The organism is Desulfococcus sp., assembly GCF_050178255.1.
Lineage (GTDB): Bacteria > Desulfobacterota > Desulfobacteria > Desulfobacterales > Desulfococcaceae > Desulfococcus > Desulfococcus multivorans.
In genome coordinates this window covers 27,016-40,973 of sequence record NZ_JBFXGG010000026.1, presented here as the reverse complement: position 1 = coordinate 40,973, position 13,958 = coordinate 27,016, and the positions used below count along the sequence as shown (strand labels likewise).

The window sequence follows — 13,958 nt, the reverse complement described above, 5'->3', positions numbered from 1 at the left end:
GACCCGATCCCATGACGTCTCCGAATCGGATACGGCGTGACCATCACGGTGTTGTCATCCATCCCAAAATTACAATCTCAACCTTCGACCTTCATAGGCGGGTGCCGGTCACCATCATGAAGGTCGAAAGTTGCGTTACAACGTTCAAATGCCGACCCAAACGACAACAGCAATCATGAACCGGGAAAACAGGCATCCTGTTCACGCCGCAGTTTGTCACACAAGCGGCCTTCCGGAATTTCGACATCCTCATAGGCGATGGTGCGGTCCCTGAGGATGTCCCGTTTGAGCCGGCAGCCTTCGGAAAGCCCCATCGGCAGCAGATTCTCTCCCCGCTGAATCGCGGCATTCTCGATCATGCCGTAGGCGGTGAATCCGCCGATGCCGTCCAGCACCTCGCCCGCTTTCAGATCCTTTTTCGCCACGGTGATCACCTCGCAGACGGGACCGGCAAGGGGTGTCACGGCCGCATCCTGAAAGAGCACCGCCCGTGCCGCCGTCAGATGAACCTCCAGATGAGGAAGGTGATACGGCACATAAAAGGCATAAAGCGGTCCGTCCCCCATCTTGAAATACCGCATGTACCCCCGACGGACGGGGTCGTCGTTGTAGCCGAGAACGAAAACGCCGGGGCCGGGCTCGGCCCCCAGGATATAATCGACCAGACCCGTCTCCCGCATCTTGTCCAGCGGAAAGAGGTTGACCGCCTCCCGGACGTGATCGCAGCGGGGGCCGTACATCCCGCGACGACCGACCCTGAAGCCCGTGGCATTGGCGACGACGGCGTTCTCCATCGATATCTTGGTGCCGTCGGCGAAGGACGTGGCCATCTTCGGACTGATATGGTGCTCCGCCGCGAACGCCTTCTGGGTTTCGGGGGTTCGGTAATAATCCTGAAGCCCCTTGATGTTCCCTGCCAGCACCGGGTTGTAGCCGATGGATTTCACGAAGCGGAACAGGTTCATCATCACTCCGGGCTGGTCCCCATCGGCATTGGTGATGACCACGCCGGCCCGATCCGCATAGACCTTCAGGATGGGGCCCACGGTGGCATCCAGCTCCGCGTTCATCAATACGACGTGTTTGCGGTGTTCGATCGCCGCCAGGACGACCTCGGCGCTGAAGGCCACATCCCCGGTCGCCTCGATGATCACGTCGATGCCGTCGGCCTTGCAGACCAGCATCGGATCCTCGGTGATCACATACCGTCCCCTGGAAACGGCGTCCTCCACCTCGGCGACGCTTTCGGCCGTAATCGCCTCACGTCCGGCATCCTGATAAGCCTGACGCGCTTTGGACAGGGTTCTGTTGGATATGGCCGCAAGCCGCATGCCGTCGACGTATTGTTCGATCTGAAGCGCGACTCCCCGGCCGATATACCCCGCGCCGATCACGGCGACCCGAACGGGATTGTTCTCTGCCTCACGTTTTGCCAGAGCGGTGTCTACAATAATCATGTATTCTCAGTCTCCAGTGATTGAATATTCTCCCTGACGGCCGAATAGAGGTCCTCGGGCGTGCCGATGTCCACGTAACGGCCGTCTTCGAACACAACGGTTTCGGCCCTCACCCCCTGGGATATCGCAGCCCGGACGACATCGCCCACATGCAGCTCGCCCGGGGGTCTCTTGTCGGCGGCCGGCGCCGCCGCCAGGAAGCCGTTCATAAATCGGGTAAACACAGGGGTCCAGACGGCGATAATCCAGGTATGCGTCAGATCGGTAGCGCCGGGTTTGATGACGATTTCCCGAATCCGGCCTGAAGGATCCAGCGCAACCATGTCCATTTTATGGGGTCTGCTCGCCCGGTACAGTCCCAGAACGATATCGGCATCGGTCTCCGCTTGCCGTCCCAGAAGCCGCAAAAAAGCGTCGTCCGGATCGAAGACGATGTCGGGAAACCCGAAAAGAATCAGGGCGTCGTTTACAAACGGAAAGGCCTGGTCCAGGGTATAGGGGGCCCCCGGCGTCGGATCCGTCATGATATAGGCCAGGCCGACCCCCATTCCTTTCCCGCTGCCCAGATAAGCAGGGATATCCCATTTGTCGGGCCGCGTAACGATAAATGCCGTCTTCGCGCCGGCCGTCGCCATCTTTTCGAGCAGGGATTGACACGCGACCCTCGGCCGCCGGCCCCCCTTCCCTCCGGCATTACCGTATCCTACGGGAAAGATCTCCTTGCTGCACGGCAGGGGAGCGATCCGGTTCGCGGAACCCGCGGCGGGGACGAGGCCGACCCGCTTCACCGATCGCCCTCCTCATCCGGGAGATTCCCCCGACCGGCGTAATCCGGCCAACTGCCGTCCTTGTCGGATACGATGACGTTTTCCACCGCCGGCCACGATACGGCGAAAAACGGATCGTTCCAGCGAACCCCCCTTTCAGCGTCGGGATTATAGAATTCCGATACAAGATACATGACCTCGGTATCATCGGCAAGGGCCATGTAGCCGTGAGCGCACCCTTCCGGCACATACACCATCCGATCGTCCCGGGCATTCAACGTGATCCCGTACCAGGATTCGAATGTGGATGAATCGGGGCGAAGATCGATCATGACGTCGTAAATGGCGCCCCGGTTGCACCTGAACAGTTTCGCTTCGGCATGGGAGGCCAACTGATAGTGCATGCCCCGAAGCGTTCCTTTCCGGCGGGTGCCGGCGATATTGGTCTGAACGACCGTCGCTGCGAGGCCGTGGGCCGCAAACTCCCTTTGGCACCAGGCGCGGGCGAAAAAGCCTCGTTCGTCTTCACGTTTCTCGAGTCGGACAGCATAAGCCCCTTCAATGGGAAGCGCATCGAAAATCATGGATTCATCTCCCGGTAGCCGATACCCGCATAGCGGGCCACGGCGTCCCTTCCGATCATTCTGCGGCCGTCGACGACCAGCGGTTGAACGGTTCTTTCCGCGATGATCTCCGGCAGCCTTCTAAAGACATCCCAGCGCGTCAGCACAACGACGGCATCGGCCTCCGCCACCGCGGTTTCCATGTGTTCATGGTAGGATATTCCCCGGTCTCCGAACAGTTTCCGGGCCGCCGACCCGGCCACGGGGTCTACGGCATGAATGTCGGCGCCTTCATCCTGAAGCCATTGGATCACCGGGATGGCGGGCGACTCCCGCATGTCGTCGGTGTCCGGCTTGAAGGCCAGTCCCAGCACCGCCACCCGAATGTCTTTCAGGCTCCTGAAATGGTCCTTCAACAATCTGATGATCTGATCGGGCTGGGTCCGGTTGACCGTTACGGCCCCGTCGAGGAGGGTCATGGGCTGCCCCAGACGGCGGCCGTGAGCGATCAGGGCCTTGACGTCCTTTGGGAAACAGCTCCCGCCGAATCCGCATCCCGCCTCCAGATAGGTGGTGAACCCGGGAACGACCCGGCTGCCGTCGGGAAGAATCGGGGAAAGCCGCTTGTCAAGGTGGACGCCCCGCATCACATCCACCACGTCGACACCCCCCAATGCAGAACATAAATTTCCGATTTCATTTGAAAAGGATATCATCGTCGCCAGAAGCGAATTGGCGGTGTACTTGATCATCTCCGCGGTTTTACAGGTGGTCCGGATCTTGTCGACGCCGTCGAACGGGCGATAGAGCAGATCGAGGCATTCAATACTCCGGTCGTCGATACCGCCCATGACGATCCGATCAGGGTTCATGAAGTCGGCCACGGCGTCGCCCTCCCTCAGGAATTCGGGATTCATGCCCAGGCCGAAGGCCTCCCCGGCACGTTTTCCGGAAGCCGCCTCCAGGCCGCGACGGACGGTTTCGTCGGTCGTCCCCGGCACCACCGTACTCTTGACCACCACCACGTGATACCCGGACTTCTCGCGGAGGACCGCACCGATCTCCCTTGCGGCCGCCTTGATTTGAGAGAGGTCGATCTCTTCTCCGTCAAAGGGCGTCCCCACGGCGATGATGGACAGCTCGGATCCGTGTACGGCGTCCGCGAGGTCCGTGGTCGCCCTGAGGTTCCCCCCGATATTGCGCTGCAACAGCGCATCGAGCCCCCGTTCGTAAATCGGCGAAATCCCGGCGTTGATCCGGGCGATCTTGTCGGCATCCATGTCCACGCAGACGACGCGGTGCCCCTTCTCGGCCAGGCATACGCCCGACACAAGGCCGACATACCCCGTACCGATAATGGAAACGTTCATCAGGCATCCTCCCCGTTCCGGTTGTCGCCGTACCAGATCAACATCCGCCGCAATCCCTCCTCCAGCTCGATTCCCGGAGAATATCCCACCTCCGCGCGGGCCTTTTCGATGATGGGGCACCGCCGATTCGGGTTGTCGGTCAGATAACTCTCGTCTCCGCTTTGGCGGCGGACCACCCGACCCGCGTAGCCGAAGAGGTCGCGTCCCAACCCGACCACCTTCTCGGCCAACTCCCGCATGGAAATCTCGGGGGTGGAGACACCGATATTATAGGCCTCCCCGGGGCGACCGTGGACCAGTACCCTGAAATAACCCATGACGGCGTCCGCCACATAACAGAAGGTCCGGGTGGGGGAACCGTCCGACAGGAGGACGATGTCCTCCCCATTCAAAATGTTCCGCGCAAAATCCGGCAGAACACGACGGTCCGTGATCTTGAGGCCCGGTCCGTAATTGTTGAAGGGTCGGACAATCTTGATCGGAAGGCCGTATTGCCTGGCGAAGTTGACCGACAACGTCTCTCCGAACCGTTTGGACTCGTCGTAACAGGCTCGCGGCCCGGTGCAGGAGACCTCGCCGGGATATGTTTCGTCGGTCGGAATACGATGGGGCGGGGGATCGCCGTATATCTCGCTGCTGGAGAAAAAGAGGAACCCCTCCACCGCTTTTTCCGCGGGTTGGCGCCGGCAATACTCCAGAAGCCGCCTGAGGCCGTTGACGTTGGCGTCCATGGTTTCGATGGGATGCTTTCGGTAGTATATCGGCGACGCGATGGACGCGGCGTGAATGATGTACTGGAAATCGGGCATCGCATCCGGCAGGGGACCCGTAATGTCGTGCCGGACCAGGGTCAGGTCCGGATTTCCCGACAATGCCTTCAACCATTGGGGAACCCCGCGAATGTAATTGTCATATACCGTGAGCCGGATTCGCCGATCCGCCGGGACGTCGCCGTTCCGGGACAGAATGGCCTGAACCAGGTAATAGCCCAGAAAACCGGCCCCTCCGGTGACGAGGACCGCTTTCCCCGCCAGTTTATCGAATGCCGCTTCGGCGCCCGTTCTGATATAGGCGAGATCCCGGGAAACGACGTCGTGAGCGCTATTCAGGTTTTCCATCGGCGTCACCATACCTTCCACGGCGCACGGCCGGAAGTCCACATTTCCTCCAGGACCATCTTGTCCCGCAGGGTGTCCATCGGCTGCCAGAATCCCTTGTGGCGAAAGGCGGTCAGCTCGCCGTTCTCGGCCAGCCTTTCCATGGGCTGCCGCTCCCAGACGGTGTCGTCTCCCTCGATATACTCTACAGCCCCGGGCTCCAGCACAAAAAAGCCGCCGTTCACCCAGGCGCCGTCTCCCTGGGGTTTTTCGCGAAACGCCGCGATCCGGTCCTGTCCATGGCTCAGCTTGAAGGCCCCGAATCGGCCCGGCGGCTGAACCGCGGTCAGGGTGGCCAGCGTCTTGCGGGACTTGTGGAATGCGATCAAAGCGCGGATATCCAGGTCGGTCAACCCGTCGCCGTAGGTGAAACAGAAGGTCTCGTCGCCGATATAGTCCTTCACGCGCCTGAGCCGACCGCCCGTCATGGTGTTCTCGCCCGTGTCCACCAGCGTGACCTGCCAGGGCTCGGCCGCGGTCCTGTGAACATGCATGCGGTTCTGGGACATGTCAAAGGTGACATCGGAGGAATGGAGAAAATAGTTGGCAAAATACTCCTTGATGCACAACCCCTTGTAACCGAGGCAGATGATGAATTCATCGATGCCGTAGAAGGAATAGATTTTCATGATGTGCCAGAGAATGGGTTTATCCCCGATCTCCACCATAGGCTTGGGTTTGACGCCGGTTTCTTCGGAAAGACGGGTTCCGAAGCCGCCGGCCAGAATGACGACTTTCATGTAAGATCCTCTGTCCGTTCTCTTTCTGTTAGGGTCCGTGAAGTCCTTGACTGCGCACATCATGCGGCCGCCGGAACGGCCGCACGATCTTTCACCTGTCGACAGGGGGGATCGCCCGCCCTTGCCATTCTCACATCGCACCGCTGCCGCGGAGAACGACGGGTATGGTTTTGATCAGAATCTTCAAATCCAGAAACAGGGACCATCTCTCGATGTAATAGAGATCGAGTTCGAGCCACTTGGAAAACGGCAGCTCACTGCGTCCGCTGATTTGCCACAGGCAGGTGAGGCCCGGCTTCACGCTGAATCGCTTGCGTTGAATGCCGCGGTCGAACAGGTCGACATCCCTTACCGACATGGGTCTCGGTCCCACCAGGCTCATGCTTCCGGCCAGGACATTGAAGAGTTGGGGCAGTTCATCCAGGCTTGTCCGGCGGATAAAGCGACCGACAGGGGTTACCCGCGGATCATTGGAGATCTTGAATATAGGCCCCTTTGCCTCGTTCAAGTGCTCCAATTCCTTTAATCTTCCTTCACTGCCCTCATACATGGAACGGAACTTGATCATGTTGAAACGCCGTTTTTTGAGACCAATCCGCTCCTGGATGAAAAACACCGGTCCGGGAGAGTCGAATTTGATCGCCAGGGCGATGCACCCCATAAGGGGCAGGACCACCGGCAGCGACAGAACGACAAGGAAGACGTCGATCAATCGTTTCAACGCCAGTTTATACTCGTCCAGGGCAACGGGTTCAAGGGTCAGGAGGGGAATGTTGTCGAGCTTCATGAGGCTCACGCGGGCCACCTCGAGGTCGTACAGATCGGCCATGATCCTGAGTTTGATGCCCTCTTCCTCGCAGGCATGGGCGATGGATTCGGCATCCCCTATCAAGGTTCGGGGAACGGCCAGGATGACCTCGTCGACGACAAACCGCTTCAGAACGGCGCTGATATCCTCTATCGTGCCCAACAGCGGTCCACCCTGCACCTCGGCCCCGTCCCAGTCCGGACGGGGATCGAGATATCCGACGATGTCGATGCCCCACTCCGATTTTTCCTGCAGCAGCCGGGACAGCTGGGCCGCTCGAGGTCCGGTCCCGATGATCAGCACCTTTTGATAATTTTCGCCGCGCTTCAGGCTTCCGCGGAAATAGGCGACGATAACGAGGCGGTTCACGATGAGCAATACAAAAACGAGTCCCATGAAAATGATCACGACCAGGCGGCTGACATACTCGATTTTCATGATAAAGATGATGCCGACCAGAGCCGTTATCGTCGCCGAAACGCTGATAAAAACAGACCACAGCAATTTTGCCGCCGTCATTCGCCTCGGTGAGCAGTAGGCGCTGAAATAGGAGAGATGAAAGAGCATCAACGCCAGAATCATCGGCAGCAGCGAAAAGTGGATCAACGCGTCCGACGACCCGTCCGTGAACACCTCGAACCGCAGATAATATGCCGTCGTGAAAGCGATGATCGTCGAAATGATGTCGAATATCAACAGGGTTCGGTCGAATTGTTTGGATTTCTCCTCAAACATTTCACTGGGCCTTTTCGATCAAGTAGTTTACGCAACTTTCGGCTTTCGTCAGGGTGACCGGATTAAAGACTGAAGGCTGAAGACTGAAGGAAGATAAGCGCTCCGTTCGTCACAAGCGCACCCCCTTAGCTTTCAGCCTTCAGTCAACACCGAAAGTTGAAGATGCATTTATCGACATGAAAACAGGTACCGCCCCATATCTTATGCGCCAGAATCCATAATATTTCAACAAGAAATAGCTCCGCACAGTCGGTTACGACCCGAGGCCACCCATAACTTGCTTTATTTAAAGCTTTTTCGTTTCACCTGACAGCGATATCCGCAACCGCATCCAAGCCCCGCGTCGCCGCCCTTCGGGAACCGTTTTGACACCTACGCCGATATCCCGGCGAATCCGGAGCGGTTACGGCATCATGGATGCCGCCCGTTGATTGCCGAGATGCAGTTCTTTCCGGGTCTGCCGGCTTCGAATACATCCCAGGATCCGATCGCGCCCGATCCGGTCCAGAAGGCTCCTGACGCGCTCGTGGGGAAGGATGCCGTAGTCCAGGACCATCAGGGCGCCGTCCCCATAGCCGGCCCGGTTTGCCGCTGCCGGGGGCGGAGAATCGTAGAGCACCGTTCGTTCATCGTAAGGCGCGGCCAATTCATCCAGGGTCTGTCCAGGCTGCCGTGATCGCGACAACCATGCCCGATGGGGACGGGCACGATCATGGGCCTCAGTGGGCATCGACGCGCTTGGAGCATCCCCGGAAGAGTGCGCCCAGATATCGGTCAGGCTGCCTGCCCCCATGAGGTTTTTCAGATCCGGCTTGCTCAGATCGCAATCCACCATCATGACCTGTCCCGGAGCGACTCCGGCGCACAATATGGATCTCGGCGACGGGGCTGAACCGGCCAGGGAAAGCAGGCTCCGGAACAGTTTGAAACATTCCGCCTCGATGGTATCCGAGCGCAACATCATCACCAGTTTGGGGCGTATCGCCGTCTCGCCGGACGCGGCTGGAACGCCGTCGGGATCCGGCGATTTCTCCGGCCGAAACGCTTCGGAAGAGATATCGTTCGCGGCCGCGGGAGGGCCTTTCTCCGTCGGCGAAACGCTCTTTGTCAAGGGATCTTTCTTTTCCGACACATCTTTCTTTTCCAACTTTTCCAAAGACGCCTGCTTTTTCGGCGGCCGCTTTTCTTCCGGCGGCGCCGCCGTCGATGGGGCTTCGCTCAGACGCTGTGCATCACCGGCGGTTGTTTCACGCCCGCCGATCGTTTCGGTATCCGCTCCCTCCTCGGCACGGTGGGAAAGCGACTTTTGGCCGTCGGGGATCCGGAGGATTTTCGCTTCTTTCGGTTCCTGAAAAATCGCGGCGTCCCGCACCACATCGTAGACGGGGTCTTCCACTGCGGCACTGCGTTCCCGCTCTTCCCGCAGCGGTTGGGGTTCGAGCGGCACCGACCCGTGAAAACGCGATTTCCCAAAAGCCGCATCGCCGCGATCGATGACGCCGATCCTGCGCAGGCCCTCGGCAACGCGTCCCCTTACCCATCGAATGCCGTTCGCCGTATGCTTCCATTTCATAGTCGATCCCCCTCGGCGGCGATATCGATTCCCGCAAACAGACACCGCGGCCATGACCGCAGCGATCTGAATTTCCATAGCGTCTCTTCTGGATTCGCAATGGGATCAGGTTCCGCTTCTTGGGTCATCCCGCCCGGAACCACACCTCAAGCGACACATTGTCCTGCCCTGTCCCGGCGGTTCTGCAGAACCGCTGATAGCGGCATGACGCGAACGTCACCAATTCATCAATCTCCGCCGTACGATTGCAAAGCATCCGATAAGCCCCAGGCCCAGAATCGCCAGGGCGCGCGGACCGAGTCCGACGTTTTCGCCGGCGTCGGGATCGGTTGCATAGGTCCAGATCCAGTCATCCCGGTGCGATCCGCCCGCGGTCGACCGGGATGCCGTCTCCCTGCCGATCGGACCGCCCTGAAGGCCGGACGAGGCTTCGAACCCGTCTTGCCCGCCCTGGAAGGCGTCTTCATTGTCAAAATCGAACACCTTGAACTCCAGGGGATTGATGCCGTAAGTCGCGAGACGGTAGCGGTCCCCGATGCCGTCATGGACCCTCTCTTCAACGGGACTTCCGGTGAAAGCCTCCAAGTCCGTCGTGTCGTCGAGGCTCGATCCATCATCACAACCCAGCGACGCCGTGAAGAGGGCAGCGTTTTCCGGCATCACACCCGGATCATCACCATTGTCTGCAACCGCCTTGATCGTGAAGGTCAAAACCAGAACCGACATCACCCAGACCCGACAAATCCGCTTCATGACTCCTCCAGCACACCGCGATAATCCATAGTCGTGCCTAAATATAAAAGTTAAATGAGACTATAATAACTATCCATTGTCAAGTGTCGAGTTTTGTCTATTCATAACGCGGCGACCGGAAATCCCTGTCGATCGATAACGACGGACACCAAAGTCTCCGGTTTATTGACATGTTATGAAATGCCGCTGCCGCCGTCAACCCGGCAGTTCAGGATGCTCCGCCGGATAAAATTATTTACAAGCAAAATCGATACCAAGGACTCAAATGCTGTGCCGGGGCCTCCGATTTGATCGTTAACACCACAAAATGACGTGATTTTTTCCAGGTGAATACGATTTGTTATGCCCTTTTAAAAAGAGCTCTTTTCGCTTTTTTTGGTCAAGGATGACAAAAAACGTCACGACCTTGACGGCCTGTCGGCGGGAAATGGAAAAGGGTCCGAACGGAGGGATCGCGCCTTCCGATCCCTCGGCAAACCGGAGGAATCGAAAGGCGACGGGATAAATGACGGGGGGATGGGGTTGTCGTGCTCAGATATTGGCTGAAACGAGAATCACTTCAATGGCCGATATCTTCCCGTTGTCAATCGCAGCGCCGAAGTCGATGTCAAGGCTGCCGTCGACAACCCGGACGTTGTTGATGGTTTTGACCACGGCGGTTTTCGATCCCACCTCCCGAACGATGTCAAAATTATCCAGTGCAAACTGACGGTTTTCCACCTCGAGATCAAAAACCCGGGAGTTCACCGAGGAAAAATAGAGTTCGGCAAAATGCAGTTTCACCGTGTAGACACCCGAGCTCACCGGCAGGCTGTACCCGAAGGTTTTCCCGTATCGTTCGGTCTGATAGAGAAGGTCGGCGGTCGTGCCGGCGATGGACGAGCTGTTCCCGTACGTCCTTGTCGATCCGTTGTAATAGCGGTCGGCGTCCCAATCAACACCGCCGGCGGTCACGGCGGAACCGCCGGCATTGATCCGGTGGACCACGTCCGATGAGGCGGTGCCGCCGGAAACGGGAATGTAGGCGGCCACCTGATTTGAAAACCCGCTTTCTTTTCCGTCCGTGGTCAGCACGGTGGCTGCAAAATAATAATAGACACCCTCCTTCAGCCCTGAAAGGGTGCAGCTGGTGGTCTTGGCCACACTGATGTTAGAGGCATAACTGGTCTTGGACGTACCGTAATATATTTTGTAACCTTTCAGATAAGGGCTCGTGTTCGCCGTCCAGCCAAGGGTTATATCGCCGGCATGCACCGAGCCCGCACCCCAAACGCATCCCATCGCGATCAAAAGCCCGGCACACACACTGCGGAAAAACACCTTTCTCAAATCCGTTACAATCCACTCATAAAAATTTCTCATCGACATTTCTCCTGAAACTCAACCTTAAGGCAGTCTATTGGATGATGTACTCCTGTTTCGATTTCGGTATCTAACTGCCTGCAATTTCTGATTCTATATTCGAAGTAGACACAGATCCAATCAAATTTTCGAACGGTTTCCCAAAAATTCGATACGGCGACGACAACACCGTTTCTGTGATTATTAAGGAACTCGGGCGCTCCAGGAACCTTTGATCGAGAAAATTCTCTACAATTTCCTAAAACGTGTATATTTAACGTGATTCCAATCTGTTAATTCGAATCACACTCACAGGTACGATAGCACGTTATAGGTTTCACGCTTCTTTTTCTGTTAACTATTACCATTCACGCAATTCTAAGGGTGAAATACAAAAGCCAAGCGAATGAACTACAAAAAATTCAAATGCTTGGCTTTTTAACCCTGAAAACGGTTCAGGTTCGTTTCTCAACTTTCGACTTTCACAGGCCGGTGCCGGAAGGCGACGGCGGCCGACATCTCCCCATCCGCCGCGGAAGCGAGCGTTTTTTCGAAATCCGCGCCGCGTTACAATCTGGCAGTGCCGTCAAAGCCGGTCATGATCACCTCGATCGCCGATACCTTTCCATTGTCGACAAGGGCCTCGAAATCGATGTCGAGGCTGCCGTCGACGACCTGGATATTCTCGATCGTTTTGACGAAAGCGGCGTTGGGACCCGCCGCCGAGACGATATCGAGACCGTCGATCCGGCCCTGGCCGTCTTCCAGGTCGATATTGAATACACGCTTCCCGACCGATGAAAAATAGATCTCGGCAAAATGGAGATTGACGGTATAGGTGCCGGGGTCGACCGGGATAATGTAGCTGAACCGCTTCCCGTACCGTTCGCTCTGATACAGGCCATCAGCTGTGGTCCCCGCGATGGTTTGGGTCCGGGCATAGGTGCCGGTGGAACCGCTGTAATACCGGTCGGCCTCCCAGTCCGCACCGTCGAGGGTCACGGCCTTGCCGCCGGTGTTGATGCGGTGAACCACCGTGTTGACCGGAATATCCGCCGCATTTTCGGATGAGAGGATTTCGATGGCGGAGATCTTGGCGTTGTCGGCCAGGGCCGCAAAATCGATGTCGAGGCTCCCGTCGGTGACATTAACGTCCGCGATGGTCCTGACGAGGGCGCAGTCGGGTCCGGCCGCCGAAACAATATCCATCTGAAACGAACCGGCTTGAGCGTCTTCCACGGAGACGTCGAAAATCCGTTTGCCGGCTGACGAGAAGTAGATCTCGGCAAAATGGAGTCTCACCGTGTAGGTGCCGGCCGCCACCGGGAAATTGTAGCTGAATCGGCTGCCGTACCGCTCACTCTGATACACCGCGTCAGCCTGGGTTGCCCCGATGGCGGTCGTATTCCGATAGACCTTCGTGGCACCGTTGAAAAACCGGTCGGCTTCCCAGACCAACCCATCGGTCGTTACGGCAGGTCCGCCGGCATTGATGCGGTAAAGAGCTTCGCCTGCCGGGCTTTGATCTTCACCCGCCGATTCATCTGTTCTGGGATCCGTACCGTAGAGGTGAACCTCGTCCCCGTCGCTCACCCCGTCGCCGTCGGTGTCGGGGTTCTCGGGGTTGGTGCCGTAAATATGGGTTTCGTCACTGTCGGTAAGGCCGTCGCCGTCGGTATCCGTGACAACGGGAACTATCTTGAATACCTCGATGGCGGCGATCTTGGCATTGTCGGCCAGCGCTTCAAAGGCGATATCCAGGCTGCCGTCACTGACGTGGATGTCGTTTATCGATTTGACGCAAGCACGGTCGGCGCCGACCGTCGAGAAAATGTCCAGTTGAACCAATCGTGCCTGGGCGTTCTCCACGTCGACGTCGAAAATCCGTTTGCCGGCCGAGGAGAAATAGATCTCGGCAAAATGGAGTCTCACCGAATAGACCCCCGGCGTCGCCGGCAGGCTGTAGCTGAACCGCCTGCCGAATCGTTCGCTCTGGTACAGGGCCTCCGGGGCGGTGGATGCGATGGACTTTGCCTTGACATAGGTGTTGCTCGCACCGCCGTAAAAGCAATCCGCGTCCCAGGTCAGGCCGTCGGCCGTAATCGCCGTACCGCCGGCGTTGATGCGGTAAATCGGCTCGGCAACCCAGTCGCCGTTGGGATCTCCGACGACATCGACGCGAGTGGGGTCCGTACCGTTGACATGGATCTCATCGCCGTCGCTCACCCCGTCACCGTCCGTGTCGGCGTTGTCGGGATCCGTCCCGTAGATCTCGAGTTCGTCCGTGTCCGACACGCCGTCGCCGTCGGTGTCGGATACGGGAATCCGATGCTGGACCTCATTGGAGTAGCCGCTTTCAAGGCCGGATCCGTCATAGGCGGTGGCGGCAAAATAATAGGTCTTTTGTTCCTCGAGTCCGGATATGCTGCAGCTGAGGGTATTCCCGACGTTGAGGGTCTGGCGGTAATCGCCGCTTCCGGTGCCGTAATGGATCCTGTAACCCGCCGCCTGGGTATTGGCGGGCGGATCCCAGGCCAGCACGACGTTTCCCGCATGGGCGACCTGGGTCAACATGAAAAAACTGATCAGAATACCGAGGGCAAAGCAGCCCGCGGATAAGACTTTAGGGTGTGAAGGGGCAGTAAAAACAAAGTATTTCATCGCAACATCTCCTTTGATTCTGTAGATGTCGCA

General features: G+C 57.9%; 11 protein-coding genes. All 11 read right to left on the bottom strand.

What is annotated here, in order from left to right; genetic code table 11:
• Positions 1-173: 173 nt before the first annotated feature.
• The 11 genes from AB7S84_RS07385 to AB7S84_RS07335 all read right to left on the bottom strand — a co-directional run bounded on the left by AB7S84_RS07385 (position 174) and on the right by AB7S84_RS07335 (position 13,925).
• Positions 174-1,457: an NAD(P)H-dependent oxidoreductase gene (locus AB7S84_RS07385; protein ID WP_020877849.1), complete on the bottom strand. Its 1,284-nt coding sequence runs from the start codon at positions 1,455-1,457 to the stop codon at positions 174-176.
• Positions 1,454-2,245, bottom strand: a complete 792-nt coding sequence (locus tag AB7S84_RS07380) for a nucleotidyltransferase family protein (RefSeq protein WP_428153693.1) — start codon at positions 2,243-2,245, stop codon at positions 1,454-1,456. The genes AB7S84_RS07385 and AB7S84_RS07380 overlap by 4 nt, the downstream gene beginning before the upstream one ends.
• Positions 2,242-2,808, bottom strand: a complete 567-nt coding sequence (gene rfbC, locus AB7S84_RS07375) for a dTDP-4-dehydrorhamnose 3,5-epimerase (protein WP_428153691.1) — start codon at positions 2,806-2,808, stop codon at positions 2,242-2,244. The genes AB7S84_RS07380 and rfbC overlap by 4 nt, the downstream gene beginning before the upstream one ends.
• Positions 2,805-4,157, bottom strand: coding sequence for a UDP-glucose dehydrogenase family protein (locus AB7S84_RS07370; protein WP_428153689.1), 1,353 nt, complete (start codon positions 4,155-4,157; stop codon positions 2,805-2,807). Before AB7S84_RS07370 ends, rfbC begins: the two co-directional genes overlap by 4 nt.
• Positions 4,157-5,275, bottom strand: a complete 1,119-nt coding sequence (locus AB7S84_RS07365) for an NAD-dependent epimerase/dehydratase family protein (protein WP_428153687.1) — start codon at positions 5,273-5,275, stop codon at positions 4,157-4,159. The genes AB7S84_RS07370 and AB7S84_RS07365 overlap by 1 nt, the downstream gene beginning before the upstream one ends.
• Before the next feature lie 5 nt (positions 5,276-5,280).
• Positions 5,281-6,054: a glucose-1-phosphate cytidylyltransferase gene (gene rfbF / locus AB7S84_RS07360; RefSeq protein WP_020877854.1), complete on the bottom strand. Its 774-nt coding sequence runs from the start codon at positions 6,052-6,054 to the stop codon at positions 5,281-5,283.
• A gap of 130 nt (positions 6,055-6,184) precedes the next feature.
• Positions 6,185-7,597: a sugar transferase gene (locus AB7S84_RS07355; protein WP_428153682.1), complete on the bottom strand. Its 1,413-nt coding sequence runs from the start codon at positions 7,595-7,597 to the stop codon at positions 6,185-6,187.
• 403 nt (positions 7,598-8,000) lie between these two features.
• Positions 8,001-9,248, bottom strand: coding sequence for a hypothetical protein (locus tag AB7S84_RS07350; protein WP_428153680.1), 1,248 nt, complete (start codon positions 9,246-9,248; stop codon positions 8,001-8,003).
• Between the two features lie 138 nt (positions 9,249-9,386).
• Positions 9,387-9,923: a hypothetical protein gene (locus tag AB7S84_RS07345; protein WP_428153679.1), complete on the bottom strand. Its 537-nt coding sequence runs from the start codon at positions 9,921-9,923 to the stop codon at positions 9,387-9,389.
• A 531-nt stretch (positions 9,924-10,454) separates the two neighbouring features.
• Complete coding sequence (locus tag AB7S84_RS07340) at positions 10,455-11,285, bottom strand: malectin domain-containing carbohydrate-binding protein (protein WP_428153677.1); 831 nt, start codon at positions 11,283-11,285, stop codon at positions 10,455-10,457.
• Positions 11,286-11,831: 546 nt separating this feature from the next.
• A complete protein-coding gene (locus AB7S84_RS07335; RefSeq protein ID WP_428153675.1) occupies positions 11,832-13,925 on the bottom strand; it encodes a malectin domain-containing carbohydrate-binding protein in 2,094 nt (697 codons plus the stop codon).
• Positions 13,926-13,958: the final 33 nt, after the last annotated feature.

Excerpts from the sequence above, each read along its gene's own strand:
- AB7S84_RS07345 (WP_428153679.1), bottom strand. The coding sequence starts at position 9,923 with ATGAAGCGGATTTGTCGGGTCTGGGTGATGTCGGTTCTGGTTTTGACC.
- AB7S84_RS07370 (WP_428153689.1), bottom strand. The coding sequence starts at position 4,157 with ATGAACGTTTCCATTATCGGTACGGGGTATGTCGGCCTTGTGTCGGGC.
- rfbC (WP_428153691.1), bottom strand. The coding sequence starts at position 2,808 with ATGATTTTCGATGCGCTTCCCATTGAAGGGGCTTATGCTGTCCGACTC.
- AB7S84_RS07385 (WP_020877849.1), bottom strand. The coding sequence starts at position 1,457 with ATGATTATTGTAGACACCGCTCTGGCAAAACGTGAGGCAGAGAACAAT.
- AB7S84_RS07365 (WP_428153687.1), bottom strand. The coding sequence starts at position 5,275 with ATGGAAAACCTGAATAGCGCTCACGACGTCGTTTCCCGGGATCTCGCC.
- rfbF (WP_020877854.1), bottom strand. The coding sequence starts at position 6,054 with ATGAAAGTCGTCATTCTGGCCGGCGGCTTCGGAACCCGTCTTTCCGAA.
- AB7S84_RS07350 (WP_428153680.1), bottom strand. The coding sequence starts at position 9,248 with ATGGAAATTCAGATCGCTGCGGTCATGGCCGCGGTGTCTGTTTGCGGG.
- AB7S84_RS07355 (WP_428153682.1), bottom strand. The coding sequence starts at position 7,597 with ATGTTTGAGGAGAAATCCAAACAATTCGACCGAACCCTGTTGATATTC.
- AB7S84_RS07335 (WP_428153675.1), bottom strand. The coding sequence starts at position 13,925 with ATGAAATACTTTGTTTTTACTGCCCCTTCACACCCTAAAGTCTTATCC.
- AB7S84_RS07340 (WP_428153677.1), bottom strand. The coding sequence starts at position 11,285 with ATGAGAAATTTTTATGAGTGGATTGTAACGGATTTGAGAAAGGTGTTT.